Below are 26,970 nucleotides of genomic sequence, written 5' to 3'. Positions count from 1 at the left end.
TTCCATGCAGTTTCCCGCCATGCGCCTTTCCCGTTTCATGATCGCGACCGCCCTTGTTTTTGGGGCAATGACACCGGCATTTGCCGATGAAACCATACCCGCCGATGCCCTGCCGGGCGGGGCGACCACCTGGCAAAAGAAAACCGGACGAATGGCATTCACCCATCATTCGGCCAATATGACCTTTGAAAAGCGGCTTGATTTCAAGCTTGGCGAGGCCCTTTTTCAAAGGCTTTGGGTAACCGCCCCAACGCGCACCAAGGCAGCAGACGGTTTGGGGCCGCTGTTTAATTCACGGGCCTGCAACGGGTGCCATATCAGAAATGGCCGCGGCCATCCGGTTGATGAAGATGATCCGTCTGCCGGGGCGACGTCGATGTTGTTGCGCCTGTCGATCCCGCCGCAAAATGATGCGGATCGGGAATTACTGGCGTCAGGCCATGCATCCACTCTGCCCGATCCGGTTTATGGCGGCCAGTTTCAGGATTTTTCGATCCCGACCGTTCAAGCCGAAGGCAAGGTCACCGTCAGTTATGACATGCAAACCGTCGAACTAGCCGATGGCACCAGAGTCGAATTGCGCCATCCGACCTATGGCATGCGCGATCTGGCTTATGGGCCATTGCACGACGATGTGATGATATCGCCGCGCATTGCACCGCCGATGATCGGGCTTGGGCTTCTGGAAGCCATTCCCGATGAAGTACTGCTTGCGAGCGCGGATCCGGAAGATCATGACGGCGATGGCATATCGGGCCGGGTCAACCGGGTTTGGGATATTGCAAAGGATGAGCTTGCCATCGGGCGGTTTGGCTGGAAAGCCGGAATGCCAAGCCTTGATCAGCAGAACCAGAATGCATTCCAGTTCGATATCGGCCTTTCAACCCCACTATATCCCAACGGATACGGTGACTGCACCGAAGCCCAGACACTGTGCCGTGGTGCGCCGGATGGTAATGATCCGGAATTTGACAATCTGGAAGCGCACGGGCAGATCACCGACCTTGTGCTTTATTACACCCGTAACATAGCCCCGCCGATGCGACAAAACGTATCCGATCCGGAGGTGATCGCAGGGCGTGAGATTTTCAATTCAATCGGTTGCGGAGCCTGCCACACGCCAAGCTATCAATTGCCCGAACAGACTGATCTGGCGGAGCAATCCGGGCAGGTGATCTGGCCGTATAGCGACCTGTTATTGCACGATATGGGGGCCGGGCTTGCCGACAACCGGCCTGAAGCCGATGCCAGCGGAACGGAATGGCGCACCCCGCCCCTTTGGGGATTGGGCCGCGCAAAGGAAATTGATCCACGTGCCGGATACCTGCATGACGGGCGGGCGCGCAACATTCTGGAAGCCATATTGTGGCACGGGGGAGAGGCAAAACCCGCGCGTGACGCCGTCACATTCTTGCCATCATCGGATCGCAGCAAGTTGATCGCGTTTTTGAATTCTTTATAAGCGTTATTTTATAAGCCTTACTGTTCGGGGGATATCATGCCTTTCCTGTTTCGCACTCGCAAAGCCGCCCTTTTGGGGGCATCTGCCTTGCTGACGGTGGGGCTGGCACCGCCCGGCGCGCGCGCCGATATCCCCGATGAAAATTACCGCCCGGTGCTTGAACATCTTCTGGGTGAGGTCATGCCGCCCAAGCTTGATGCGCTGCATGACGCCACAACAAACCTGTCCGATGAAATGGATGATTTCTGTGCCGAGCCCGATCAGGATGGCCTTGACGAAGTACGCGAAGATTTCCATGCGGCCATGGATATCTGGCAGGAAGTGCAGCCTTGGCGCATGGGGCCATTGATTGCCAATGGCCGTGATCAGCATATCGAATACTGGCCTGACAAACATGGTACGGCGACAAGGCAGTTCCGCAAACTGATGTTTGACAAGCCAGCGATTTATACCGACCGGGAAAAAATCGCTGATACCAGTGCCGCCCTGCAAGGTTTCCCGGCACTTGAACAGGTTCTTTTTGACGACAAGCTATCGCCCAAGCTTCTGGGTGATGACGAGGATGGCGTATTCCTGTGTGGGTATGGCGGGGCCATTGGCGCCAATCTGGCACGCATAACCGGTGAACTGGTCGATGAATGGCCGGCATTTGCCCAGGGCATGATCGAAGCCGGCCCTGATAGTATGGATTACCCGGATGCCAAATTTGCCGCAACCGACCTTTATCGTGCGCTTCACGAAGGACTTCTGATCATTGTCAGTCAGAAACTTGGCCGACCGCTTGGCGACGGACCGAAGGATGGCAAAGCCAGCCGCGCCGAAAGCCCGACTTCCGAACGATCCCTGCGCAACATTGCCCATAACCTGACCGGGCTGTTTGCGATTTATGACGGTAAGTGGGGCGATACCGGCGAAGAAGGCAAAGGCCTTTCGGCCCTGATTGATAGCAGCCTTCTGGATCGATCCTTCCGGCTGAATTGGCAGACCATGTCAGACGGACTTGATCAGTTGCCTGCCTCGATTGTCGAGCTGCTTGATCAGCCCGATGGCTATCAGAAACTCTCAGATTTCGCCGATCAGGTCAGTTTTGTGAATACGCTGGTCGAGGGCGACGTTGGCGGTACGACGCAATTGGGCGGCGGTTTTAACGCGCTTGATGGCGACTAGGCGAACAGGAGTTCAAAAAGTGAAACATCAACGACGCGAGTTTTTGAAACTCATGGGTGTTGGCGGGGCCTTTACCCTGTTGCCGGTTGGCATTGGGTGTGCGGCGAGCGCCCCCGCGGTGGAAGACCGGGCACATTATATTTCTGCCAGTGCCGGGGATCATGATGACTTTTACGTCAGCGCGTTCAACGCCAACGGCAAAATCCTGTTCGAACAGGCCCTGCCCGGCCGGGGTCACGACCTTGGCCTGCGCCCAAACCATGTCGATGTGGCGGCGGTTGAACGCAGGCCGGGTCTTTATGGCCTGATCCTTGATCGCCATAGCGGCGAGGTCCGCGCCAAACTGCATTGCCCGGAAGACCGCCGGTTTTATGGCCACGCGGTTTATTCCAATGATGGCCGGTTCCTTTATATCACCGAGAATGATTTCGACCATGCCCGCGGGGTTGTTTCCGTTTGGGATGCAGAAGACGGGTATCGCCGCATTGCCGAATTTGACAGTTTTGGCACCGGCCCGCACGAATTGCACCTGATGCCGGACGGTGAAAGCCTTGTGATCGCCAATGGTGGCTTGCACACCCATCCGGACTTTGACGGACGCACAGCCCTTAATATCGACAGTATGGAACCGAACCTGTCGATCATTGATCGGCATACCGGCAAGCTGATCCATCAGGCGGCACTTAAAGCCGACTGGCATCAATTATCCATCCGCCATCTTGATGTCGCATCCAATGGGACAATTGCGGCGGGCTTCCAGTATCAGGGGGAACTGACCGATCAGGTGCCGCTGGTCGGGTTGTGGCATCCGGGTAGCGAAATCCGCCCGATCGAGGCCCCGGACAATGTCCAGCTGCGCATGCGGCAATATTGCGGATCGGTGCGCTTTGACGCATCGGGACAGGTATTTGGCATTTCCTGCCCGCGCGGCGGATTGATCACATTCTGGGATGTCAAAACATCGGGCTTCCTGACCCATATCGCCGCCCCGGATGGCTGCGGGCTTGCCGCGACAGATGTTGCGGGTCAGTTCGTTGGCACCAGCGGCCTTGGTACCGGATGGCGTATGGATGCGATTCGCCGAAAACGCGTCGAATTACCCGACGATTCGCTTAAATCGCTTCATTGGGACAATCATCTGCGGCGTATTTCCATCTAAATATCGTCGTTTAACCCGACCTGAAAGGCCGTACAGATCGTGCGGCCTTTTTGGCATTTTCGGCCTGAAATCCGCGGGAAACTGCGATATTAACCAACCGTTTCAGTCGGGATAGAAACACCGTCAAACTCTCAACCAAAAATTTTATGCAAATGCGAACGATTTTCACTTGCGCAGTATTTTTTCCTGACCTATAACGTCTCTCGACACAGCCCGCGAATGCAACCCATTCGCACTTGTCCCCAAAAGGCTGTCTCTCACCTGCGGGTCTCTCTCCCCGCGGGCCTCTCAAGGTGGAACAGCGGTGGTTATCGATGCGGGAAACGATAACCGCCGCTTTCTCTTTTCAGCACAAAGAAACCGGCATTCTTCCACGCAAAGATATTGTGTGCGGACGGACAAGTAATCAGACGCTGTGGGATAGTTTATCGCCAGCGGATTTCAGTGCGTCGCGATACTGCGCATAGTTTTTGCGGGCATCATCCTTTGGCGCGACAATACATACCGTTGCAACACAGACGCCGTTCTGATCGCGGATCGGGGCGGCGAAGCAATGGGTGAAGGTGTCAACGATGCTATCAAAGGAAAAGAACCCGTCTTTTGCCGCCTGCCGGATTTCGGCGATATAGGCATCAAAATCGGTATGGCTGCCATCGGGCAGAACAAAATCGTTTGCCGGAATCAGATCGCGGATTTCATCATCGGAAAAATGGCCCAGCAACAGCCGACCCGATGCCGTCCACGGGATCGGGGTGCGTTCGCCAACATTTGCACTGATGCGGAACGGACGGCTGCCTTCGCGTTGAAGGGCGACGGTGTATTTATTGCCGTCCAGCATGCAGAACTGCGATGTTTCCTTGGTCGTGGCGGTGATTTCATCCAGCACGACACCGGCTTCGCGGGTCAGATCGAAATATTCGCGATAGGCCAGCCCAAGAAAATAGACACGACGCCCAAGGAACACCGATCCGTTGGCATCGGTGACCTCGAGCATACCGTGTTCCAGCAGAACGCTGATCAGATCATAGATCGTAGAGGTCGGCGCGCCGAGCGCCTGAGCGATCTCGGCAGGCCGTTGCGAGACTTTGACAGAGCGCAAATGATCAAGAATATCAAACGCCCGATCAATGCCGCGCGCCCGTTTCCGTATTTGCCCTTCTTTCATAAGTCCCCTCTTCGCTGGCGATCAGTTCTTTGGATAGAGGTTCTTATGCCTTGCGAAAGGCAATGCAGTCGACCTCGACCTTGCAATCCACCACCATTGAAGACTGAACGCAAGCGCGCGCAGGCGGATGGTCTCCGAAATATTCCTGAAAGACGCCGTTGAAGCTCCAGAAATCGCGCGCATCATCAAGCCAGACGCCGATGCGCATGATATCGCTTGCGCCATACCCGGCATCCTCGACGATTTTCAGCATGTTTTCGATAGCAATGCGGGACTGTTCGACAATCCCGTTTCCAACGACTTCGCCATCACGCATCGGCGTTTGTCCGGACACGTAAAGCCATCCGTCAGCTTCCGTAGCCTTTGCAAAAGGCAGTGCCTTCTGACCGTTTCCTTTTGCTTCACCGACACCGTGTCTTTTGATGGTCATTCAATATCTCCTGGTACTCAATCACATTTCAGAATTTGCAAGAAAGCCGCGCAACCGGTCTGTTTCCGGTGCGCCGAAAATCTGTTCGGGGGGACCTTCTTCGTGGATACGGCCGTGATGCATGAACACGACCTTGCTTGAAACATCGCGGGCAAAGCGCATTTCATGGGTGACAAGCAGCATGGTCATTCCGTCGTCGGCAAGATCGCGGACAACGGCCAGAACTTCCTTGACCAGTTCCGGATCAAGGGCGGATGTCACTTCGTCAAACAGCATGATGCGCGGGTTCATGGCAATCGCGCGCGCAATCGCAACACGCTGCTGCTGTCCGCCGGACAACTGACCGGGGAAATGATCGCGCCGTTCAATCATGCCGACCCGTTCAAGCCATTTTTCGGCAATGGCATAGGCTTCGTCCTTTGCCATTTTCTTGGTCTTGGTCAGACCCAGCATGACATTGCGAATGGCGGTCATATGCGGGAACAGGTTGAACTGCTGAAACGCCATGCCGGTCATGGCGCGTTGACGCGCAATATGACGTTCGGAAAGACGGCGACGCTCAACACCTTCGTGTCTGTAGCCGATGGCTTCGCCGTCCAGTTCGATGGAACCGCGTTCGAAATCTTCAAGCAGGTTCACGCAGCGCAACAGGGTTGTCTTGCCCGAACCCGATGATCCGATCAGCGAGACGACATCACCCTTTTGCATGGTCATATCGATGCCCTTGAGGACTTCGAGATCGCCAAAGCTTTTGTGAAGGTCGGTAATTGTCAGAATGGGGGACATGGCTGCCTCATTATGGGATCGAGATGCGGCGTTCGACAGCACGGCCGGCCTGTTCGATCAGGAAGTTCAGAATGAAATAGACGAAACCCACGAACAGATAGAATTCGAGGCTGAGATAGGTCCGCGAAATGACCTGCTGGGTTGCCAGCAGCAATTCAACCACACCAATGATCGAAAGCAGCGTCGATGCCTTGACGATTTCGGTCGCGGTATTGACCCAGGTCGGCAGTATCTGACGCAGGGCCTGGGGCAGCAGGACATAGGCAAAGGTTTGCCCGAAAGTCAGCCCGATTGACTTGGCGGCTTCGGTCTGCCCGGCCGGGATTGCCTTTAACGCACCACGGACAATTTCACCGACATGGGACGAACAGAACATCGTCAGTGCAAGCACACCAGCCTGAAACGCACTGAGATCCAGGCCAACAACAGAAAGAATATAAAAACAGGCAAGAATCAGAACGAAGACCGGAGTTCCGCGCAGGAAGTCGATATAGACGCGCACCCCGAACCGGGTCGGCTTTTTGCCATATGTCATCGCCAGACCGACGAAAACGCCAAGGAACGTTCCAAGCAGCACGGACGCGACGGAAATGAGAACCGTATCGCCAAGCCCGGCCAACAGGTTCATCCGGGCGTTCCACAATTCTGTCAGGAAAAGAGAAAAATTCATGTGAAAGCCTTTCAGCGCGGAACCGCAAGTCGTTGTTCAAGCTGGCGCAGGAACCACGCGATGACATAGCAGGCCACCACGTAAATCAGTGACGCAACCATCCATGTTTCAATCACGCGGAAACTTTCGACATTGATCTTGCGCGCATAAAACGTCAGTTCGGGCACCGCGATGGCGGCCGCAAGCGACGTGTCCTTGAACAGCGAAATGAAGTTGTTCGATAGCGACGGCAACACATTGCGCAACATCACCGGAATGATGATGTGGATTTTGATTTTCAGTTCCGTCAAACCGATGGCAAGCCCGGCTTCGCGCAGGCCCTTTGGCAATGCCACAAGGCCCGAACGGAAAACTTCGGCCAGATAGGCACCGGCATAAATCGACAGCGTGAAAATGAAGGACGGTATTTTATCAAGCGCAATGCCAAGCTGGGGCAATGCGAAATAGCAAAACAGGATCAGAACAAGGATCGGGGTATTGCGGATCGCAGAGACATAAGCCACTGCGATCCAGCGTAAAACCCGATGACGGGACAGCATCCCGAAAGCCGCCAGAAGCCCGATCCCGCAACCGATTGCAATCGAAACAAGGGCAAGGAACAAGCCAAGGCCAAGCCCTTGCGCCAGCAGTTCCCAATTGCGCCAGATGACGCTGAAATTGAAATCGTAGTTCAAAGCGGTTCTTCCCGGATGCTGCTGGGTTATTTGTATTCGACGGGGAAGCCGATCTGCGGCACCGACAGTTCCGTGCCGAACCAGGTTTTGAAACTGTCGGCGTAGAACGGGAATTCAACACCGGTCATGCCTTCGTGCAGAACCGTGTTTACAAAGTTCAGCCAACGCTGATCGCCGGGCTTCACACCACAGGAATAGCTTTGCGGGTTCCAGCCATATCCGGCGTCATGATAACGGCCCGGGTTTTTGACCATGAACCAGCGCAGTGCCGACTGATCGGTTGCGGCGGCATCGGCACGCCCGGAATTAAGCGCCTGATACATCAGATCCACGCTGTCATACTGGTCAACTTCTGCCTCTGGCAGGGCGGCGTGAACCATTTCCTCGGCATAGACGTTCTGAAGAACGGCAACGGTGACGTCGGACCCGGCAGCCTTGAGCGCTTCGTAATCGGCGTAGTCGCCACCTTCCATCTGCAACAGACCAACGCCTTCACGGTAATAGGGGATCGTGAATTCGATCTGCTGGGCGCGTTCGGCGGTCACCGTCATGAACTGGCAGGCCAGATCGACCTTGTCGGTCACAAGGTTCGGAATGCGGGCATCGCCGGACTGCTGGACATATTCAATCTTGTCGGGATCGCCAAACAGGGCCTTGGCAACAAGGCGGCCCATATCAACGTCAAAGCCCTTGAGCTTGTTATCCGAGTCAATGAAGTGCCATGGCGGGTTGGTGGAGCCGGTTCCCAAAATCAGGTAACCGCGGTCAAGGACCTGCTGGAGCTTGCTGGCTTCCTGTGCAATGGCCGATCCGGCAGTTGCGGTCATAAGAGCCGCTACTGCGATTGTCTTTAAGAAGGTCATGTTTGTCTCCGCTGATGAAAAGAGCCAACCGTTTTTGATGAGTCCCAGTTTTTCCGTTATACCGGAATTAATATCGTTGTTACGGATTTAACTTGAAACCAAAATCTAGCCATGTCAATTCGCTTTTGCGAAACCCGCAGCTTCCCTTGGTTTTTGAAGTGTAGTGATTTTGTTGCCCGGTCCCTCCGGTCAGCGAATTTTCGTGGATGCCATGACCTGCACGTCCTGAAAAACAGGACGTTTTCCGCATATTTCTGCGCAAAATGAAGGTCACGCACACAGGGCAGATCGGGAGTCGCCGCGCGGAAGGTAGCAAAAAGAAATCGGCCACTATCACGAGATGCAATAGTGGCCGATATTCTATAGGTTTATGATGCAGTTTCCCCGAGATGAGGATCAGCGGTTGCGTAGCGCAATCAGCAACCGCAGACTGTTAAGCGTCACCAGAACAGTTGCGCCGGTATCGGCCATCACCGCAAGCCACAGCCCGGTCAGGCCAGTGATGCTTGTGACCAGAAAGACAGCCTTGAGCCCCAGCGCCAGCGCGATATTTTCGCGGATCACGCGACGTGTACTGCGGGACAGCTTCACCAGATTGACAACATCCGAAAGCCGGTCCTTGACCGCCACCGCATCGGCGGCCTCAAGCGCAATATCCGTACCCCCGCCAATTGCGATGCCAACATCGGCCGATTTCAGCGCCGGGGCATCATTGATGCCGTCACCCACCATGGCAATCGGCCCCTTTCGCGCCGGATCATTGCGCAATTCGGCCAGCACGTTCAGCTTGTCTTCGGGCAGAAGCTGCGCCCGGTAATCAATGCCAAGTTCACCAGCCATACGTTTGGCGACACGTTCGGCATCGCCGGTCAGCATCAGCGGGCTGATGCCCAAGGCGTTCAGTTTGCCAAGTGCATCCTTTGCATCGGCGCGTGCGGTATCGCGCAACGCAAGCGCGCCAATGACATCGCCATCGCGCAGGATAACAACGGCCGTGCTGCCGGCGTCTTCCTGTACGGCGAGCCAATCGGCAACTTCGGCAGCCGGTTTGATATCAAGGCGTTTGGCCGCCCCGACACGATAAAGCATGCCATCAATCCGGGCTTCGACCCCGGCACCGGCGATGGTTCGCGCATCGGTGATTTCCGGCAAATCAAGTTTCTTGTCCGTCGCCGCATTGACCACCGCCTTTGCCAGCGGGTGGGAGGTTACGGTTTCAAGGGCAGCGGCAATGGCAAGCAGCCGGTCCTCGTCCATATCACCCACCGACATCATTGCCGTCAGCTTCGGCTTGCCTTCGGTCAGCGTGCCGGTTTTATCAAACGCCATGGTGCGTACGGCCCCGATGGCCTCAAGTGCTGCACCGCCTTTAACCAGCAGGCCGATCCTAGATGCACGGGCAAGGGCCGATGTCACCGCCGCCGGTGTGGAGATCACCAAGGCACAGGGGCAGCCGATCAGAAGCAGGGCCAGCCCACGATAGATCCATTCTTCCCAGCCTTGCCCGAACAGAACCGGTGGAACAACGACCGTAAGGGCCGCAAGCGCCATGATGATTGGCGTATAGATACGAGCGAATTTGGCAACGAAGCGCTCGACCGGTGCCTTGTGCTTTTCGCTTTGTTCGACCAGCTCGATCACGCGATCCAGCATGGTTTGCCCGGCGGCGCGGGTCACGCGCAGGCGGACCGGGCGATCTGTGACGATGGCACCGGCAAAAACCTCGCCCCCCGGTTCGGAGGCAACCGGAACGGATTCCCCGGTCAGGTGGCTGTTATCGATTTCAGCCGAGCCGACAGTCAGGATACCATCCGCCGGGATGCGTTCGCCGGGGCGGACTTCAACGAAGTCGTCAAGCGCAAGCGCCGAGGGTGCAACCGTATCAAAGCCGCCACCAGATGGTGAAACCCGCCGCGCAGTCTCCGGGGCCAGTTTCATCAGCGATTTAACCCCGCTGCGCGCCCGCCCCGCGGCAATGCCTTCAAGGCTTTCGCCAATCGCAAACAGCAGCACGACCATCCCGGCCTCAAGGCTTTCGCCGATTGCAACCGCGCCAAGAACCGCGACACTCATCAATAGTTCGATGGAAAAGAATGCGCCGCTTGCCGCCAGACGGAACGCTGTTCTCATCACCGGCAATGCCGCGATGATCGAGGCAATGGACATGGCATAAGCATCGGTGGCCGGAACCAGCCAGCCGACCAATCCGCCTAGAACCAGCCAGATCGCTGCCCATGCAATTTCGTCCCCGGCTTCCGGCCAGGGGGCCAGTTTGCGCAGCAGGGATTTGTCATTGGCATCGGTATCTTGCGACGCGGCATTATCCGTCGCAGCCGGATTGGCAGAACCACAGGAACCGCCAGCGCAGCAAGCGGCTTCGGATGATTTCCCCGCCCCCGGAATTACCTTTTCCTTTGCCGGATAACCCAATTTGGTCAGCATGGTGCTGATATCGGAACGCGTTTCGGCACTATCATTGCGAAGGCCCAACGTGACCGTTTCACGCATCATCGACACATCTACACATTGCACGCCATCACGTTTGGTAAGCACGGTTTCGATTTTCGCCACACAGGACCCGCAATCCATGCCCGATACGGCCCACTGGTGATGCGAAATGCCGTCACGATGACGGGCCAGCACATCATCAACAGTGCCCTGGTCCTCGACACTCAGTTCGGATTGCGCGTGCAAGCCATCGGCGGCGGCAACAAAGCTTTGCCCGGGCACAGCAACGTTGAGCGACGCAATCAGCGATGACTTGCAGCTTTCACAATTTCCAATGGCCGGGAACTGATCCCATTTTACGATGACGGACATTCTGGACCTCGCCAACATTCAAATTTATATTCATGCATCACATTCAAATAACAATTCATATATTAGTGAGTCAAGAACATTCAAACCATGATTTGAATGTTATCACACACAATGCCCGACGCCCCGAAAAAGTTGATGAATTACGCCAGCACTGCGGCCATAGTGACCACCCGATTTAAGAACCAAGGCCAACCGCCGCATGCCCCGTATTGTCATTTGCAAAACCTGCCAACCAGCACCTGATGCTGATCCGGACCCAAAGACGGATTTTGTCGATGCGGATGGTTTTGTGCGGCAGTTAGGCACGGCACTTGATCAGGCGGAATTGCCCGAAACGTTTGAAATCACGCAGGTTGACTGCATGGGATCATGCAGCGACCCGACATCGGTTGCACTTCAGGGAACCGGGCGGGCAAGTTATCTTTTTGCCGGATTATCGGCACATCGTGATATTGACGATATCATTGCCACCTGCCGGGAATATCTGAACGCCCCGGATGGATGGATCGAAGACGCACGCGGCTGCGGACGTCTTCGATTTTGCCTTAAGGCCCGTATCCCGGCCCTGTGATTATGGCGCAACCGAAACAGTCATGACCTGACGCAGTGGCTTATCGCCAACGGCAAGCTGGCTATGGTCATTGGCCGTAAGGGTCACGATAACCTCATTATCGCCCGCTGGAAGGTCTGCGATATGAAGCCACGGGCCATACAGGCGGGCGATCTTGGTGCCGTTAACATAGACATGAGCATGTCCCTCGCCCGGGATATGGGGACTGCTGGCATGTTCGGGGGCAAAACGGAAATTCTGCACCAAGAGATGCAGGTTCCAGCCACTGACCGGATCGGGCGCAATGGCAACATCAAGCCTTGGCGCATCAACGGCATCGGGCAGTGAAATGACGGCATCATGGCTGGCATGGGCACCGTTGACATTCATCGTGTCATGCGTATCACCATGGGCACTTTCCCCATGCGCGCGCGGATCGGAATGGTCATGACCATCAAGGGTGATGCCATTGCCCGCCGCCACCAGAAAGCCAATCCCGCCGCCAAAAACAAGCCCGATCCCGAAAAGAGCAAGTGAACGTGGCATTTCGTTTATCCAGACAAATCAATGAAAGAAAACAGGCGCGGAATATACCGCGCCTGATCAATGTGATTGCGTTTTACGCTTCCCGGTCGGCTTCACGCCGCCAGAAATGCCCGGCAAACAGCCCGGTCAACACCCAGGCCACCGCCCCGATACCAAAGGCACGCGCAGCAAACAGCGCGCCGAGTTCGGTCGGCACGGGACCGCTGAACTGATCGGGTTCCGGCGCACCGATAACATGGGGCGCCAGAAGCAGAACAACCGCCGCCCCCCACGCCAGCCAGTTCCGGCCAAAGGCGATCAGCCAAACCGCAAGTGCCGCGGTTGCCACCGTCGCAAACCACCAGATTTGCCGTTCATAGACATCGGCCGCAGCAACACCGGGCACCTCTGGCGCCAAGGTGAAGCCCGGTGCGAAATGCACGATGACAAACCCTGCAATGCCCCAGATGATGCCATTGCGCGCCGTCACCACATGACCACGATTTTCGGCAAAGGCCATGGCCGCGATCAGGATCAGTGCATAGCCGGTATAGACCAGCATGGTGAACAGGATGCTTAGCCCGTCACGCAGCGGATCAATCCCGCCGACATCCTGATGCGCGCTAACCGCGTCACCGCCGAAATGCACAAGGGCACCGGTTTCATACAGCTCCGCATGCAGCAAAACGGGCTGCACAAAATACAGCTGTAGCAGGGCCGCAATAAGCCCCGCTGCAGCACCAGCGAACAACGCGCTGGTTACTATGCGTGTGAACATGACTTAGTGGCAGGGAAAGCCGGTCGCGTGGCGCACATCGTGTGCCGCATCATGAAGCAGGTCCGCCTGAACGTGGCCGGTCACAAAGACAATCGCCATGCCGAAAACGGCACAGGCAAGGATCGGCAGAAGAACGGATTTTTTCGAAACGGCAAATGCCGCGGTCTGCGTGGTCATAGAAATCTCCTTTGCTGTCACACCCGACAGTCGGTTCGGGTCCATGCCTGGCAGGTCTCCTGGCTTGCGGGTCTTCATGCGTCGCCGACCTTCCCTGCTTTCGCAAGTGGTATGATGGCGGGCACTCGTCGCATACAGTCGCGGGGGCGGCTTTGGCTTTGACCGTCAAACAGACGGCTTTCCAAATTCCCTCTTCGTTTCCCAACCCCGAGCAGAGCGGGAAAAACCAAGCCATTCGTTTATGACGGTAATTTTGCGCAAGTGCAATGTGAAAACCACGCAGGCCGGGTGATCATTCGACGAACATATTCGCCCGATTGTCGATCTGCGACTGGAATGCCCGCAAAGATCAGTGCGGGGGTGGCTTAGTCGTGTGTGACGTGGGCAAAGACATCTCGAACAACACGGGAAATATGTTCGTCATCAATCTGATAGAAGATATGACGCCCGTTGCGCTCGGAGGCCAGAATGCGCTGATCGCGCAACTGACGCAGATGATGGCTGGTAAGCGACTGCGACATGCCCGATGCCTCGGCCAGTTCGCCAACGGTTTGCGGTTTTTCCATGCAGCGCAGAACAAGCTGCAACCGCCCGGCATCCCCCAAAAGCGCAAAGATTTTTGCCGCCGCCTCGATATCGGGCAGCGACAGGTTATGACCGGTGGCGCGCGACGCATCACGCGTTACGGCTTCCCCCTGTTCGGTGGAAAGGCCAAGACGTGCCGCGGTATCGCATTCCTGACAATCGTCACCATCATTATTGGCGCTGACCACGACCGGGCGGGCCGGTGTGACTTCGACTTTACGTGATTTTGCTTTGCTTTGTGACATGCCACTATTTTCCACGCCCTGCATCGCTTGGCAAGGGGACTTGATGTTTGCGTGCATGGAACTCCGCCACGCAGGGAACGTTACAGGTATGACACATCATCGAAAGTGCCCACCAGAACAAGGAGACACACCGATGCAAGAGCAAACAGCACTCGACATTTTTAATCTGCGCCAGTCCCACGACAGTTGGGAACGGAATGTTGCCGGTTACTGCGCGAAAAACGACATGCAGGTCGGAAATCTGCCCAAAGAGGTAACCGGCCCCTATAACGAGATGAATGAGGCGTGGGAAAAGCTTAAGGCCGAAGGCGATGCCGCAAGCAACGCCACCGCAGAGTAGTTCCACAAGGCGACCGCAAATCTTGAAAAAGCATGGAACGATATGATTGGCAGGTAAATTGCCGGTTTTATGCCCTTTATAGAGAATGCCCCAAAATCGCCTTTTCATTGCAAATCGATGACATGATTACGCGCCAGATTGAAATTGTCTGGAAAAGCAAAAGGAGGCTCCCATGACAGCCCGTCCCCTTCCGGAGCACGCCAAGCTCCATCAGGAATTCAAGGATTGGGAATTCGGCCTTACAGCCCATTGCAAGGAATCCGAAGCCGGGCTTGAACAATTGCCAAGCGAGGTTGTTCAGGCGTGGGATGACATGGATGCCGCCTGGAGCGAGATCAAAGATCATAGCGGTGATATCCCGCAAGAATCCCTGCAGCGTTTTCGTGAAGCCAAACAACGTTTGCAAGGTGCGTGGGACGCGATGATCTCTTCCAAACGGCATTAACGACGCCGCGCTGGAAGCAGCCAGACTTTTTCGTCTCCCTCTCTTCCCTGGCGGGTTTTCCTCCCCTCCCCGCCATTCCTTCTGCAGCCGGGTGTTTCAACCGCCCCGGCTGCATTTTTTTGTCTGCATTTTGGCTAGGCATCGACCACCTGACGATCAAAGCACTACTACGGACAAAAATCCGGGTTGACTCATTTCGATAAAAAATTCATGTTTTATTTTAATTAATGAATTTTATTCGTCATTAAAATGTCCCTTGATTGTTTCCGGATGGAGCCCCGTCATGTCCGATACCTTGAAAAATGTCCGCACCGTCAGCCGCATACTTGGCTGGGTATGCCTTATCGGCGTTGTTTTCGAAATCTGTCTCGTGCCGCTGATATGGCATGTGGATGGCTGGATTGATACCAGCGCCAGCCAGATGACCATCAGCATTGAAGAATTGCGCGCCCTTTCCGGATGGCAGAAATATGCCGTGATGGCATCGATGATGCTGCCGACACTGGTAATGGCCTACGGGCTTTGGCGGTTGCGCAAGATGTTCCTGTCTTTTACCGAAAACCATATTTTCCAGCCTGCCCCGATTGCCCATCTGAAAGCATTTTCCGTGGCCCTTATGGCACAGACCCTGATCAAGCCGATTTCAGGCGCTCTGACATCCGTGCTGGCAACCATAACCCGGCCAGAAGGCGAACGGGTACTGTCGATCGGGCTGAGCAATGCCGAAGTCAGCACGCTGTTTCTGGGTGGGCTGCTTCTGGTGATTGCATGGGTACTTGGTGAAGCCACCCGTATCGAAGACGAAAACAGGAGCTTCGTCTGATGGCGATCATTGTGCGGCTAGACGTGATGCTTGCCCTGCGAAAGATGAAATCCAAGGACCTCGCTGCGCGGATCGGCGTTAGCGAACAGAACCTGTCGCTTCTGAAATCAGGCAAGGTGCGCGGGGTCAGGTTTGAAACGCTTGCCGCGATTTGTCGGGAACTTGATTGCCAACCCGGTGATCTTCTGGAATTCGTTGCCGACGACCTGTAAGCTCTTGTGATCATGACGGGCCCGGTTAACACGGGGCCGTCCTTCATAAGAAACCAAGCAGCCTGTTTAACGGCTGTTATCAGGGAAGACGTGAATGGAAAACAAGGTTGCCCTCGTAACAGGTGCCGCGCGCGGCATCGGACTTGCCACCACACATCTTTTTATCGAACAGGGCTGGCAGGTTGCGATGATTGATCGTGACAGCGCGGAACTTCGCAAATCATGTCGCGATATCGCAAATGCCAAGGCGTTTGAATATGACGTATCAATCCCCGAACAGGTCGATCTGATGATCGACGAGGTCCTGACCGAGTTCGGACAGATTGATGCGGTCGTCAATAATGCCGGGGTTGCCGATTTCCTGCCAATTGGTGAAACCGACTTCAGCGCGTGGCGCCGGATCATGGAAACCAACCTTGATGGTGTTTTTCTTGTCTCACAGGCGGCAATACCTGCCCTGAAACAGACCAAGGGCGCGATTGTCAATATCGGCTCTATTTCCGGGCTTCGGGCCTCTACCCTTCGGGTCGCTTATGGCACATCTAAGGCCGCCGTCATTCACCTGACAAAACAGCAGGCGATCGAGCTTGGCGATTTCGGGGTGCGGTCCAACTGCGTCTGCCCCGGCCCAGTCAAGACCAAGCTTGCCATGGCGGTCCATTCGCCGGAAATCATATCGGCCTATCTTGATGCCATGCCGCTTGGCCGATACGGCAACGAACGCGAAATTGCCGAAGTGATTGCGTTTTTATGCTCCGACAAGGCGAGCTACGTTACCGGTCAGGTGATCGCGGCCGATGGCGGGTTTGAAACGGCCGGTGTCGGGCTCCCGGCCCTTCGCAAGGCCGCAGAAGAATAAGCACTTTCGGGCGATCAGCTTGATAAAACACGCACGCCTCGCGGCGCAAAAGTTTGATCGCCTGCCCTTTTTCCTGCGTATGGCTTGGATAAACCATCACCAAAAGGTGTTTCCGTGACCATCGAACTTGCCCTTCTCGTTTTCAACGCCCTTTTCTGCCTTGCTTTCCCGTGGGTTTACAATTGGTCCTATGGCAAGCAGGTCGGCGGCAAACGCCTTTTGGGCAATCGCGACAATCTGCCCGAACGGCAGGGCTTGGCTGCCCGTGGTCTGCGCGCCCATCAGAACCATCTGGAAAATCTGGTGCCGTTTGCGATTATCGTTCTGGTCGCACATGCAATCGGCATTTCTAACACTGTCACTGTGGCTTGCGCGGTTGTCTTTACCCTCGCCCGCCTTGCCCATGCCGGGTTCTATCTTGCCGGGATCACGCGCGTTCCGGGGATCAATGGCGTGCGATCCATTGCCTATTTTGTCAGCCTGTTTGCGATGCTTGCCTTTGTCTCGCAATTATTCGGGTCGTAATTGTCGGCGCAAACTCTCGACAAGCCGGGTTTCGGGGGTTACGACATAGGCGACCAAACCGGAACGGGTAGGGTCATGACTTAACGCTTTTACCCAAGGATCTGCCGTGAGCACGTTACCCCCCTGCCCCAAATGCCAGTCGCCCTATACGTACGAAGATGGTGAATTGCTGATTTGCCCGGAATGCGCCCATGAATGGTCGCTGCAAACCGCGTCAAGTGGCGATCAAACCGAATACAAGGATGCCAATGGCAATGTGCTTGTTGACGGCGATACGGTTTCGATCATCAAGGATCTGAAGGTCAAGGGTGCGTCTCAACCGCTTAAGGTCGGCACCAAGGTCAAGAATATCCGCCTTGTCGAAGGCGACCACAATATCGATTGCAAGATCGACGGATTTGGCCCGATGAAGCTTAAATCCGAATTTGTCAAAAAGATCTGATTGCGGGCTTCACCCCTGCGCCCTATGTCGACGACATTGCGACCGGGTTCTGGTACAATGTCGTCGTCTGATACCGGCTTAAACCACCCGAAAGAAACGGGGGCCACCATGCGCCACCTTGCCCTTATCGCCGCACTATTTGCGACCCTGTCGCTATCCTCCTGCCTTACATTTAACTGGCAGCGGAGCGTTCAGCAGGTTTTATCGAATGCATGCAATTCGACAGGGGATTGCGGCTCGGATGGGCCAGGTTATTAGAACAGCCCCAAACAAAACGGCGCGCCCAATGGACGCGCCGCTGTCATTTCCGACGATAGGAAAGCTTATTCCCACTCTATTATAAATAGGCAAAAAATCCTGTTTATTTACAATCACTTAAAAACATAAATTGTAGCAATGCCACGAAAAATACCATGCCTAGCTTAACCAGCTGAAAATGGTTTGTTCTGCCGGCGCTTGCGCTCCTGGTCGGCGATCTCACCCGGCTGCAATGCCAGCTCGACATCGGTCAGGCGCTCCAGCACGTCGTGAAGTCGGCCAGTGCAGACAATCGGCGGTGGCTCAAACACATGCCCGGCCGCGATCAGCTCGGCCTCCATTTCCTCGGTGATGAAAAACGGCTCTTCGTTATGGTGTTCCAACGCCATGTCTTCTCCTCATCACTTCCACCTCTTGGCATCCGTGCAGTCCTATTCGTGTACACGAAGCTGCCACCGCACTCACACTGACATACGCCACCTTGACACGCTATAAAGCGTCTCGCGCACGATACTGACAACGTATATACTACATTAGTATTTATCTTCACGAAAGGAGGTGCGCCATGTCGAAAGAAGCTGTTTTCACGATGAAACTGGAGCCGGAGTTGCGTGCCGAGTTTATGGCTGAAGCCGCCGGTGAGGATCGGCCAGCATCTCAGATCATGCGCGAGCTTATGCGGGGCTACATAGCTCAGCGCCGCCAAGCCCGCGAATATGACAATTACCCGCGCCACCGGACTGAAGATGGCCGTCCCTCAATGCTGTCCGATCTAGGCCGGTCGCGTGGGCGCAAATAGATGCGCATTAACTGAAAATAAGAAAGCGTCAATGGGGAAGTTATCTGCTATGAATAAAAGTCAGCTCAGCGAGCGCGATATCTGCACAAAATTCATTACCCCGGCGCTTGAGCAGGCGGGATGGGACATCGTCACTCAGGTGCGTGAAGAGTTTCCGCTCACCAAGGGTCGCATCATCGTCCGTGGAAAATTGCACACTCGCGCTCAACACAAACGGGCTGACTATGTATTGTTCCATAAGCCTAACATACCCATCGCGGTCATCGAGGCGAAGGACAATAAACACTCGCTGGGCGACGGCATGCAACAAGGGTTGGGCTACGCCGAAATGTTGCAGGTACCCTTTGTTTTCAGCAGTAACGGCGACGGTTTTCTATTCCACAACAAGATTGCCAAAGATGGCGTCATCGAACGGGAGTTGGCTCTTCACGAGCTGCCCAGCCCTGAGACGTTGTGGCAATGGTGGTCCGAGCATTTGGGCTTGAACACTGCGCAGAGCGAGCTGGTCTCGCAGGATTATTACAGCGACGGCAGCAACAAAACACCTCGCTATTACCAGCTTTTGGCGATCAACAAGACCGTTGAAGCCATCGCTCGCGGCCAGAATCGTCTTCTGCTGGTTATGGCCACAGGCACGGGCAAAACCTACACCGCATTTCAAATCATCTGGCGTCTTTGGAAATCCAAAGCCAAAAAACGCATTTTGTTTTTGGCCGACCGCAATATCTTGGTCGATCAGACCATGACCAACGACTTCAAGCCATTCGGCTCGGCCATGACCAAGATCCAGAAGCGGCAAGCCAACAAGTCGTATGAGATTTACCTGTCCTTGTATCAGGCAGTCACCGGCACAGAAGAAGAACGCAACATCTACAAGCAGTTCAGCCGTGAGTTCTTTGATCTGATCGTCATTGACGAGTGCCATCGCGGCAGTGCGGCAGCAGACTCAGCTTGGCGCGAAATTCTCGAATACTTTTCATCGGCCACCCAAATCGGTCTGACTGCCACACCCAAGGAAACCAAAGAAGTCTCTAACATCGATTACTTTGGCGAGCCAATTTATACCTACTCCCTGCGCCAGGGTATCGACGATGGTTTTCTAGCTCCGTACAAGGTGGTTCGCATTGATCTGGATAAAGACCTTACCGGCTGGCGACCTGACAAAGGCATGGTTGATAAACACGGCAACGAAATTGAGGACCGCATTTATAACCAGCGCGACTTTGATAAGAACCTTGTGCTGGAAAAGCGTACAGAGTTAGTAGCAAAGAAGATCAGCGACTTCCTAAAACAAACCAATCGCTTCGACAAAACCATTGTGTTCTGCGACAACATTGACCATGCCGAGCGCATGCGTCAGGCATTGGTGAACGAAAATGCCGACCTGGCCACACAGAACAGCAAGTACGTCATGCGCATAACCGGCGATAACGAAGAAGGTAAGGCCGAACTCGATAACTTTATCTTTCCCGAATCCAAGTACCCGGTTATCGCCACCACATCCAAATTGATGACCACGGGTGTGGACGCCCAGACTTGCAAACTCATCGTGCTCGATCAGCGCATCCAGTCCATGACCGAATTCAAGCAGATCATTGGCCGTGGCACGCGCATCAATGAAGACTACGACAAATACTACTTCACCATCATCGACTTCAAAAAAGCGACCGAGCTATTCGCCGATCCTGATTTTGATGGCGACCCCGTGCAAGTCTACGAACCCGCAGCAGGCGAATCCCCGGTGCCGCCAGATGAAGTAACGGGCACTCAGGGTGAAGATGGCTTTATTTATCCGCCTGCCGAGGAGTCGCCGTGGACAGGCGTATTTGAACCAGGCTCGCATAAAGAAGGAACTGAAGTTCGTCGCTATGTCGTTGCCAATGTTGAAGTCAAAGTGGCGGCCGAGCGTGTGCAGTATTTCGACGCCAACGGAAAACTGATTACCGAATCACTCAAGGACTACACCCGCAAGGCGCTCGCCAAGGAGTTCAGCTCTCTAGACGACTTCTTGCGCCGCTGGAACAGCGCCGAGAAGAAGCAAGCCATCATCGACGAATTGGCCAATGAGGGCGTTTTCTTTGCCGCGCTGGCCGAAGAAATTGGCCAGCAGTCAGGCAAGGAATTCGATCCGTTTGATCTGGTCTGCCACGTAGCCTGGGATCAACCACCGCTCAGCCGCAAGGAACGTGCCGATCAGGTTAAGAAGCGCGATTACTTCACTCGCTATGGCGAGCAAGCGCAGCGTGTGCTGCAAGCTTTGCTGGACAAATACGCCGACGAAGGCGTTGGACCGATTGAGGAAACGCAAATCCTCACCATCGCCCCGTTCACCAGTTTCGGCACCCCTATGGAAATCATTCGCGCCTTTGGCGGGCTGGATCAGTACCAACACGCTGTGCACGAACTCGGACAAGCGCTCTATAGCCCATCGCAGCAGCGCGCATAACAAACACGAATTGGAACCTCACTCATGTCTATCGGCACCCTGATCAAAACCATTCAAGACATCATGCGTAAAGACGTAGGAGTTGATGGCGACGCCCAGCGCATCAGCCAGATCGTCTGGCTACTGTTTCTGAAAATCTTCGATGACAAAGAACAAGAATGGCAACTCACCATTCCTGGCTACAAGTCGCCACTGCAAAGCCGCTTCCGCTGGAGCAACTGGGCCAAGAATGCAGAAGGCATCACCGGCGACGAACTGATCGACTTCGTCAACAACGAGCTTTTTCCCTCACTCAAAAAGCTGGCCACCGCTGCTGGCGTGTCGCCAAGCGGTAAAGTGGTGGGTTCGGTGTTCGAGGATGCCTACAACTACATGAAATCTGGCACTTTGCTACGGCAGGTCATCAACACCATCGAGATGGATGTTGATTTCAACTCATCGACAGACCGCCACCTGTTCAACGACATCTACGAAAAAATCCTGGCCGACCTGCAGTCCGCCGGCAACGCTGGCGAGTATTACACTCCTCGAGCCGTCACCCAGTTTATGGTGGATATTCTCAATCCACAGTTGGGCGAGAGCGTGCTCGACCCTGCTTGCGGCACGGGCGGCTTTTTGACCTGCACCATCGAGCACCTGAAGTCACAAGTCAAAACAGCGGCAGACAGAATCACGCTGCAAGACAGCATCCACGGTGTGGAGAAAAAGCCGCTGCCGCACATGCTGGCCATGACCAACTTGATGCTCCACGGCATCGACGTACCCAGCAATATCCGCCACGACAACACCTTAAGCCGCCCGCTCAAGGACTACGGCCCGAAAGACCGTGTGGACATCATTCTTACCAACCCGCCGTTCGGCGGCATGGAAGAGGATGGCATCGAGAACAACTTTCCGCGTAAATACCAAACCCGTGAAACCGCCGACTTATTCATGGCGCTCATCATGCACTTGCTCAAGCACGCCGATCACAAAGGCAATGGCGGCCGTGCCGCCGTCGTGCTACCCGATGGATTCCTGTTTGGCGAGGGTGCCAAAACCACGCTGAAACGCGAGTTACTGGAAGAGTTCAACCTGCACACCATCGTTCGCCTGCCCAAAGGCGTTTTTGCGCCCTACACCAGCATTGCCACCAATGTGCTGTTCTTCGAAAAGGGCGAGCCGACCAAGGACGTCTGGTTCTTTGAACACCCCTACCCGGAAGGCTACAAGAGCTATTCACGCTCCAAGCCGCTGACCATCGAGGAATTCGATCTCGAAAAAGCCTGGTGGGGTGGCCCCAGCCGCAAAGGTCGCAAGACAACGCAATACGCATGGAAAGTTTCTGCAAAAGAGATAGCCGACAAAAACTACAACCTGGATGCCGTTGGCAAGAACCCGCACTTGGTAGAAGTCGAGCATGGCAAGCCAGAAGACTTGATGTGCGAATACCAGGGAATCGTCGCCCAGCTCGAAACAGCGCAGGCTGCTTTGAAAGCCGAGCTGATGGCGTGTCTCGGGGGCAAGGCATGACTAACGCGACCCGCGATCTGCTCGAACAGCATTTCGACACTGCCTTTGCCGCGCCCGATGGCATTGCCAAGCTGCGCGAACTGATCTTGACTCTGGCCATGCAAGGCAAGCTGGTGGAACAAGACCCCGCCGATCAGCCGGCCTCGGAATTGCTGAAAGACATCAACGCCGAGAAACAGCGGCTGGTGAAAGCAGGCAAGATCAAAGCGCCCAAGCCTTTGCCGCCGATCAAACCGGAGGAAGTGCCTTACCAATTGCCACAGGGGTGGGAGTGGGTGCGAGTGAGAGAAATATGCCACGATTGGGGGCAGAAAATTCCAGATAGCACATTCACCTATATTGATGTTGGCGCCATTGATAATACATCAGGGAAAATTGGCTCGAACCTGCAGATCCTTGGCGCATCCGATGCGCCATCGCGGGCGAGAAAAATCGTTAAGACTGGGACCGTTATCTATTCAACTGTCCGACCGTATTTGTTAAATATTGCAATTATCGATAAGGAGTACGACCCCGAACCTATTGCAAGCACAGCTTTTGCAATTCTTCACCCATTTAGGTCGTTAAGCGCCCGCTTTATATACCACTACCTTAGATCACCTGCATTTATTCGTTACGTTGAGGCGACCCAGAAAGGGGTTGCATATCCCGCCATCAACGATGGCGATTTTTTCTCTGGTCTCTTTCCTCTCCCCCCGTTCCCCGAACAGAACCGTATCGTCGCCCTCATCGACCAGTTGATGGCGTGCTGCGATGCGCTGGAAGCCCTGCGCAAGGAGCGGGAGGAAAAACGGCTGGCTGTCCACACCGCCGCCATGCAGCAACTTCTCGCCGCGCCGGACAGCTCGGCCTGGGGCTTTATCGAGCAGCACTTTGGCGAGCTCTACAGCGTCAAGGAAAACGTCGCCGAACTGCGCAAAGCCATCCTGCAACTGGCAGTGATGGGCAAGCTTGTCCCGCAAGACCCAAACGATCAACCCGCTTCTGAATTACTGAAAGAAATTGAGACCGAAAAAAAGCGGCTGGTAAAGGAAGGCAAGATCAAAGCCCCAAAATCACTGCCTCCAGTCACAGATAAAGAAGAATCCTATGCTTTGCCCAAGGGGTGGGAGTGGGTGCGATTAGAAGAATTAGGAACTACGCAAACAGGGACAACTCCTCCAAGTAAAGATCAAGGCAACTTTGGTGATCACATACCTTTTATTGGCCCAGGGGACATTAAAAATGGAGTGATTGATTACTCTGGTAAAGGACTTTCAGAATCCGGACTCTCCTACAGTCGGCTAATCGAAAAGGGATCCGTGCTAATGGTTTGCATAGGGGGAAGCATTGGAAAGCACGCAATTAATATTCAAAATTTGGCATGCAATCAGCAGATAAACACCATCACTCCATTTCATCCTATTCCGGTGAAATTCTTATACTGGCTAATGGCTACAAATCTATTCCAACGCATCGTTCTAGATTCAGCTGGCGGATCAGCAACACCAATAATTAACAAGCAAAAATGGTCATCGATAGCTATTCCGGTGCCACCGCTCTCTGAGCAACACCGCATCGTCGCCAAAATCGACCTGCTTATGGGATTATGCAACAAGCTAGATCAACAGATTGCCGCATCCACTTGTAAACAAAACGAATTATTGACTGCCGTAATGGCAAAAGTATGAGTGAGCTGCTATGCGTCTGAAATCATTTTTCATCAGTCAATACAAAAATCTCAAAAACTTCTCTCTGAATTTTGATGGCACCAGCTTTATCGATGTATTTGTCGGCAAAAATGGCAGCGGTAAATCGAACCTGTTCGAGGCGCTAATTGAAATATTTCGCCATTTGGATCAACTCGGCCGTACGGATAATAAAATTGCTTTTGATTATCGCCTGAATTACGAGATCGAAGGGCAAGATACAGAAATAGAATGGAAGGCTGGCAAGCTTCGCATCAACAATGACGAAGACCGTAAGACGCTTGGACATACACCATTCCCCGATAATATTTTGATTTATTATTCCGGGCACAACACCACCGTTTCTTCCTTGGTTGCAGAGTACGAAGCAAAATTTCGTGGACGCATCAAAGGCGCCAATACTGATGAGAGTCGCCGCTTTATCGGTATAGGTCCAGACTATAAGCAATTATTACTGGCTGTTTTACTGTCACAGCCAAACACCAATAAGGCTCGACAATTCGTTTGCCAAAAGCTAGGGATCGCAACTATCGGCTTGGATATACAACTGACACTTCAGAGCCCGCTTTTTGCGACAAGCGCATTGAAAGCACTGGAGGTGGATGGCATCGAGAGTTTTGATCCGCGCACGCATTATTGGGGTGCCGACGGCATCACACGAGAGTTTTTGAATAAGCTCGTTACATGCATTAAGGGCGAGTTCAATCACGACAATGTCTATAGTTCTGCCGATGACCGCTACCAGATTCCGATCAATATCGAACTATTCCAGCAGAAGTTTGCCGATGATTCTGTTGCGGATATTTTTCGACAGTTCGACAATCTGAAGACACTTGGGATGCTTGGGGAGCTTACCATTCCCCTCAAATTATCCAGCGGCCTTGATGCTAATATCACTCACTTCAGTGACGGCCAGTTTCAATCCGTTTATATCTACTCTATTGTCGAGCTATTTAAAGATCGGCATTGCCTGATCTTACTGGATGAACCGGATGCATTCCTTCACCCGGAGTGGCAGTTTGATTTTTTGCAGCAAGTTTTCGACATTACCGATGCAGCAGCAAAATCAAGCCATGTTTTGATGAGCAGCCACAGTGCTGTGACACTCATTCCTCACGACAAGAGAAAGATCAAATTCTTTGACATAAAGGATAATCTGGCGAACTGCTATGACTTGCCGAAAGCAATTGCAATCAAGAAACTGAGTTCAGACCTGATCAAGTATTCGGAACAGGAACAATTGCTCAGCATTATTAATGCAGTCCAGATAGAAAAGAAGCCCGTTCTTTTTACTGAGGGAAGCACAGACCCGATCATTCTTAAAGAAGCTTGGTACAAGCTCTACGAGGATGATATGCCCTTCATCCCGTTCTATGCATTCAGTTGCACTTACATAAACCAGCTCCTGACCGACGACCGCATTCATGGCGAGATGGACGGGTTGCCCGTATTTGCCTTGTTTGATTTCGACAAAGCATACGACCAGTGGAATGGGCTCAACGGAGAAGTGACAGCCAGCGATCCGTTCAAGGGCTTAATCAAAAAGTGGGCGCATGGCGAGTCTTATGCAGTCATGCTTCCTGTCCCAGCGCATGCCGATATTCAGAGGCAGGTAATCCGAAATCCGGAAACCGGCGAAACCTTTGGGGGAGATTCATGCTGCGAAATCGAGCACCTTTTTTATGGACAAGCACCGACAGCAGACTATTACCATCAAGAAGCATGTGTTGGTGGCTCTAAGGTTGTATTCAAATCAGATCGTGACAAGACTGCTTTTGCCAAAGAAATTGTGCCGATGCTTGATAAGTCCTGCTTTGAGCCACTCAAGCCGGTTTTTGAGTTTATAAAATCCAAATGCGCTTCATAAGTCAAACGGAAATTAGCATATAGGTGCTGTCATCGATCTATGGCCAGAGTGGCATTAATTGACCCAATCAGAACATTAAAAAAATGACGGCCAGCTTAACAGCGAGAGGCGCATCCAGCGACCAAAGAAACGCCACAGATGTGTATCCAGAAAACCACCGTTTTCCGAACACATTGGCGAATGCGACAATATGAAATAAACCTACTTCAACCGCCTAGAACACGCGAGGGTACGACCATGAAAACCGTAAGCGCCACCGTCCCGGTGACTGTGAAGGCAGAAGCGGCTGCCGTCCTGGCCGCACACGGCATCAGCATGACGGCCTTCGTGCGTCAGTTGCTGACCCGTGTGGCGGCCCACGATGCTGAAACGTTGGCATGGCTCGATGAGGCCCGTCGATGACCAAGCCGCGCTACACGCTGGACGAACTGCTGGCAGGAACCGAAGCCTCCGGGGCATACCCGTTGCCGCCGGAAGAACGAGAATGGGTCGATGCCCCAGCCGTTGGCCGAGAATTGTTGGTCGAGGACTTGCAAAGCGCGGAAGCCATACATGCGTATCTGGCCCACGCTGAGGCCACTGGTGACGCGGCCTATATTGAGCACGCCCGCGAAATCGCGACCCAGGCGAAGATCAGATACGGGATTGAATAGCAGAACGCGGCCACCTGGCCGCCGCCGTAGCTACTGCCGGGCTGG

At 54.1% G+C, this 26,970-nt stretch carries 30 protein-coding genes and 1 riboswitch; of the genes, 18 read left to right on the top strand and 12 right to left on the bottom strand.

Features of this window, described 5'->3' with window-relative positions:
* Positions 1-4 precede the first annotated feature (4 nt).
* From IT971_RS05415 to IT971_RS05405, 3 genes are read left to right on the top strand one after another with little or no spacing between them, the layout of a single operon-like run.
* On the top strand, positions 5-1,462 hold the full coding sequence (locus tag IT971_RS05415) for a di-heme oxidoredictase family protein (protein ID WP_063093481.1): 1,458 nt from the start codon (positions 5-7) through the stop codon (positions 1,460-1,462).
* A 36-nt stretch (positions 1,463-1,498) separates the two neighbouring features.
* Complete coding sequence (locus tag IT971_RS05410; RefSeq protein ID WP_063093482.1) at positions 1,499-2,629, top strand: imelysin family protein; 1,131 nt, start codon at positions 1,499-1,501, stop codon at positions 2,627-2,629.
* A 19-nt stretch (positions 2,630-2,648) separates the two neighbouring features.
* Positions 2,649-3,788 carry a DUF1513 domain-containing protein gene (locus IT971_RS05405; protein ID WP_063093483.1) on the top strand — a complete coding sequence of 380 codons (1,140 nt, stop codon included), beginning with the start codon at positions 2,649-2,651 and terminating at the stop codon, positions 3,786-3,788.
* 406 nt (positions 3,789-4,194) lie between these two features.
* Here IT971_RS05405 and IT971_RS05400 read toward each other — a convergent pair whose 3' ends face one another.
* From IT971_RS05400 to IT971_RS05370, 7 genes are all read right to left on the bottom strand, one after another.
* Positions 4,195-4,953 (bottom strand): IclR family transcriptional regulator, encoded by a 759-nt coding sequence (locus IT971_RS05400; protein ID WP_007090816.1) that lies wholly within the window; start codon positions 4,951-4,953, stop codon positions 4,195-4,197.
* A gap of 43 nt (positions 4,954-4,996) precedes the next feature.
* Positions 4,997-5,383, bottom strand: coding sequence for a RidA family protein (locus tag IT971_RS05395; RefSeq protein WP_007090815.1), 387 nt, complete (start codon positions 5,381-5,383; stop codon positions 4,997-4,999).
* Between the two features lie 21 nt (positions 5,384-5,404).
* A complete protein-coding gene (locus tag IT971_RS05390; RefSeq protein WP_063093484.1) occupies positions 5,405-6,169 on the bottom strand; it encodes an amino acid ABC transporter ATP-binding protein in 765 nt (254 codons plus the stop codon).
* 10 nt (positions 6,170-6,179) lie between these two features.
* Complete coding sequence (locus IT971_RS05385; protein WP_063093485.1) at positions 6,180-6,839, bottom strand: amino acid ABC transporter permease; 660 nt, start codon at positions 6,837-6,839, stop codon at positions 6,180-6,182.
* Positions 6,840-6,850: 11 nt separating this feature from the next.
* Entirely contained in the window at positions 6,851-7,513 is a 663-nt protein-coding gene (locus tag IT971_RS05380) for an amino acid ABC transporter permease (RefSeq protein ID WP_007090812.1), read from the bottom strand.
* A 26-nt stretch (positions 7,514-7,539) separates the two neighbouring features.
* Complete coding sequence (locus IT971_RS05375) at positions 7,540-8,376, bottom strand: transporter substrate-binding domain-containing protein (protein WP_007090811.1); 837 nt, start codon at positions 8,374-8,376, stop codon at positions 7,540-7,542.
* 396 nt (positions 8,377-8,772) lie between these two features.
* Complete coding sequence (locus IT971_RS05370; RefSeq protein WP_063093486.1) at positions 8,773-11,196, bottom strand: heavy metal translocating P-type ATPase; 2,424 nt, start codon at positions 11,194-11,196, stop codon at positions 8,773-8,775.
* Positions 11,197-11,395: 199 nt separating this feature from the next.
* On the opposite strand from IT971_RS05370, the gene IT971_RS05365 reads away from it, so the two are divergent.
* Positions 11,396-11,767, top strand: coding sequence for a DUF1636 domain-containing protein (locus IT971_RS05365; protein WP_074624805.1), 372 nt, complete (start codon positions 11,396-11,398; stop codon positions 11,765-11,767).
* Here IT971_RS05365 and IT971_RS05360 read toward each other — a convergent pair whose 3' ends face one another.
* The 4 genes from IT971_RS05360 to IT971_RS05345 all read right to left on the bottom strand — a co-directional run bounded on the left by IT971_RS05360 (position 11,768) and on the right by IT971_RS05345 (position 14,056).
* Positions 11,768-12,292 (bottom strand): hypothetical protein, encoded by a 525-nt coding sequence (locus tag IT971_RS05360; RefSeq protein ID WP_037992381.1) that lies wholly within the window; start codon positions 12,290-12,292, stop codon positions 11,768-11,770.
* A gap of 73 nt (positions 12,293-12,365) precedes the next feature.
* Positions 12,366-13,049, bottom strand: coding sequence for a CbtA family protein (locus IT971_RS05355; RefSeq protein WP_037992379.1), 684 nt, complete (start codon positions 13,047-13,049; stop codon positions 12,366-12,368).
* 3 nt (positions 13,050-13,052) lie between these two features.
* Positions 13,053-13,226: a CbtB domain-containing protein gene (locus tag IT971_RS05350; protein WP_007090806.1), complete on the bottom strand. Its 174-nt coding sequence runs from the start codon at positions 13,224-13,226 to the stop codon at positions 13,053-13,055.
* A gap of 31 nt (positions 13,227-13,257) precedes the next feature.
* Positions 13,258-13,472, bottom strand: a riboswitch (cobalamin riboswitch).
* A 119-nt stretch (positions 13,473-13,591) separates the two neighbouring features.
* Entirely contained in the window at positions 13,592-14,056 is a 465-nt protein-coding gene (locus IT971_RS05345) for a helix-turn-helix transcriptional regulator (protein ID WP_063093576.1), read from the bottom strand.
* A gap of 133 nt (positions 14,057-14,189) precedes the next feature.
* Here IT971_RS05345 and IT971_RS05340 point away from each other — a divergent pair, with 133 nt between their 5' ends.
* The 7 genes from IT971_RS05340 to IT971_RS05310 all read left to right on the top strand — a co-directional run bounded on the left by IT971_RS05340 (position 14,190) and on the right by IT971_RS05310 (position 17,702).
* Complete coding sequence (locus tag IT971_RS05340) at positions 14,190-14,396, top strand: hypothetical protein (RefSeq protein WP_063093487.1); 207 nt, start codon at positions 14,190-14,192, stop codon at positions 14,394-14,396.
* Positions 14,397-14,568: 172 nt separating this feature from the next.
* On the top strand, positions 14,569-14,841 hold the full coding sequence (locus IT971_RS05335; protein WP_007090803.1) for a hypothetical protein: 273 nt from the start codon (positions 14,569-14,571) through the stop codon (positions 14,839-14,841).
* Positions 14,842-15,124: 283 nt separating this feature from the next.
* The gene (locus tag IT971_RS05330; RefSeq protein WP_063093488.1) at positions 15,125-15,664 is read left to right on the top strand and encodes a DUF2975 domain-containing protein; all 540 of its coding nucleotides are present in this window, start codon (positions 15,125-15,127) and stop codon (positions 15,662-15,664) included.
* Positions 15,664-15,876, top strand: coding sequence for a helix-turn-helix transcriptional regulator (locus tag IT971_RS05325; RefSeq protein ID WP_063093489.1), 213 nt, complete (start codon positions 15,664-15,666; stop codon positions 15,874-15,876). The genes IT971_RS05330 and IT971_RS05325 overlap by 1 nt, the downstream gene beginning before the upstream one ends.
* A gap of 94 nt (positions 15,877-15,970) precedes the next feature.
* A complete protein-coding gene (locus IT971_RS05320) occupies positions 15,971-16,735 on the top strand; it encodes an SDR family NAD(P)-dependent oxidoreductase (RefSeq protein ID WP_063093490.1) in 765 nt (254 codons plus the stop codon).
* A 114-nt stretch (positions 16,736-16,849) separates the two neighbouring features.
* Positions 16,850-17,260 (top strand): MAPEG family protein, encoded by a 411-nt coding sequence (locus tag IT971_RS05315; protein ID WP_063093491.1) that lies wholly within the window; start codon positions 16,850-16,852, stop codon positions 17,258-17,260.
* Between the two features lie 106 nt (positions 17,261-17,366).
* A complete protein-coding gene (locus IT971_RS05310) occupies positions 17,367-17,702 on the top strand; it encodes a zinc ribbon domain-containing protein YjdM (RefSeq protein WP_007090798.1) in 336 nt (111 codons plus the stop codon).
* 422 nt (positions 17,703-18,124) lie between these two features.
* Here the strand turns inward: IT971_RS05310 and IT971_RS05305 are convergent, their stop codons facing one another.
* Positions 18,125-18,349 (bottom strand): hypothetical protein, encoded by a 225-nt coding sequence (locus IT971_RS05305; protein WP_196871132.1) that lies wholly within the window; start codon positions 18,347-18,349, stop codon positions 18,125-18,127.
* Between the two features lie 176 nt (positions 18,350-18,525).
* On the opposite strand from IT971_RS05305, the gene IT971_RS05300 reads away from it, so the two are divergent.
* The 7 genes from IT971_RS05300 (at position 18,526) to IT971_RS05270 (ending at position 26,925) form a co-directional block, all read left to right on the top strand.
* Entirely contained in the window at positions 18,526-18,759 is a 234-nt protein-coding gene (locus tag IT971_RS05300; RefSeq protein ID WP_196871131.1) for an antitoxin of toxin-antitoxin stability system, read from the top strand.
* A 49-nt stretch (positions 18,760-18,808) separates the two neighbouring features.
* On the top strand, positions 18,809-21,205 hold the full coding sequence (gene hsdR / locus IT971_RS05295) for an EcoAI/FtnUII family type I restriction enzme subunit R (RefSeq protein ID WP_196871130.1): 2,397 nt from the start codon (positions 18,809-18,811) through the stop codon (positions 21,203-21,205).
* 24 nt (positions 21,206-21,229) lie between these two features.
* Complete coding sequence (locus tag IT971_RS05290; protein ID WP_196871129.1) at positions 21,230-22,717, top strand: class I SAM-dependent DNA methyltransferase; 1,488 nt, start codon at positions 21,230-21,232, stop codon at positions 22,715-22,717.
* Entirely contained in the window at positions 22,714-24,387 is a 1,674-nt protein-coding gene (locus IT971_RS05285) for a restriction endonuclease subunit S (RefSeq protein ID WP_196871128.1), read from the top strand. The genes IT971_RS05290 and IT971_RS05285 overlap by 4 nt, the downstream gene beginning before the upstream one ends.
* Positions 24,388-24,397: 10 nt before the next feature.
* Positions 24,398-26,272 carry an AAA family ATPase gene (locus tag IT971_RS05280; protein ID WP_196871127.1) on the top strand — a complete coding sequence of 625 codons (1,875 nt, stop codon included), beginning with the start codon at positions 24,398-24,400 and terminating at the stop codon, positions 26,270-26,272.
* 237 nt (positions 26,273-26,509) lie between these two features.
* The gene (locus tag IT971_RS05275) at positions 26,510-26,674 is read left to right on the top strand and encodes a hypothetical protein (protein WP_252724176.1); all 165 of its coding nucleotides are present in this window, start codon (positions 26,510-26,512) and stop codon (positions 26,672-26,674) included.
* Positions 26,671-26,925: a hypothetical protein gene (locus tag IT971_RS05270; RefSeq protein ID WP_196871247.1), complete on the top strand. Its 255-nt coding sequence runs from the start codon at positions 26,671-26,673 to the stop codon at positions 26,923-26,925. The genes IT971_RS05275 and IT971_RS05270 overlap by 4 nt, the downstream gene beginning before the upstream one ends.
* The last annotated feature ends 45 nt before the right edge of the window (positions 26,926-26,970 follow it).

The organism is Thalassospira sp. B30-1 (genome assembly GCF_015767575.1).
Lineage (GTDB): Bacteria > Pseudomonadota > Alphaproteobacteria > Rhodospirillales > Thalassospiraceae > Thalassospira > Thalassospira xiamenensis.
Note: the sequence above shows the minus strand (reverse complement) of the source record. Positions and strands in the feature narration are given on the sequence as shown.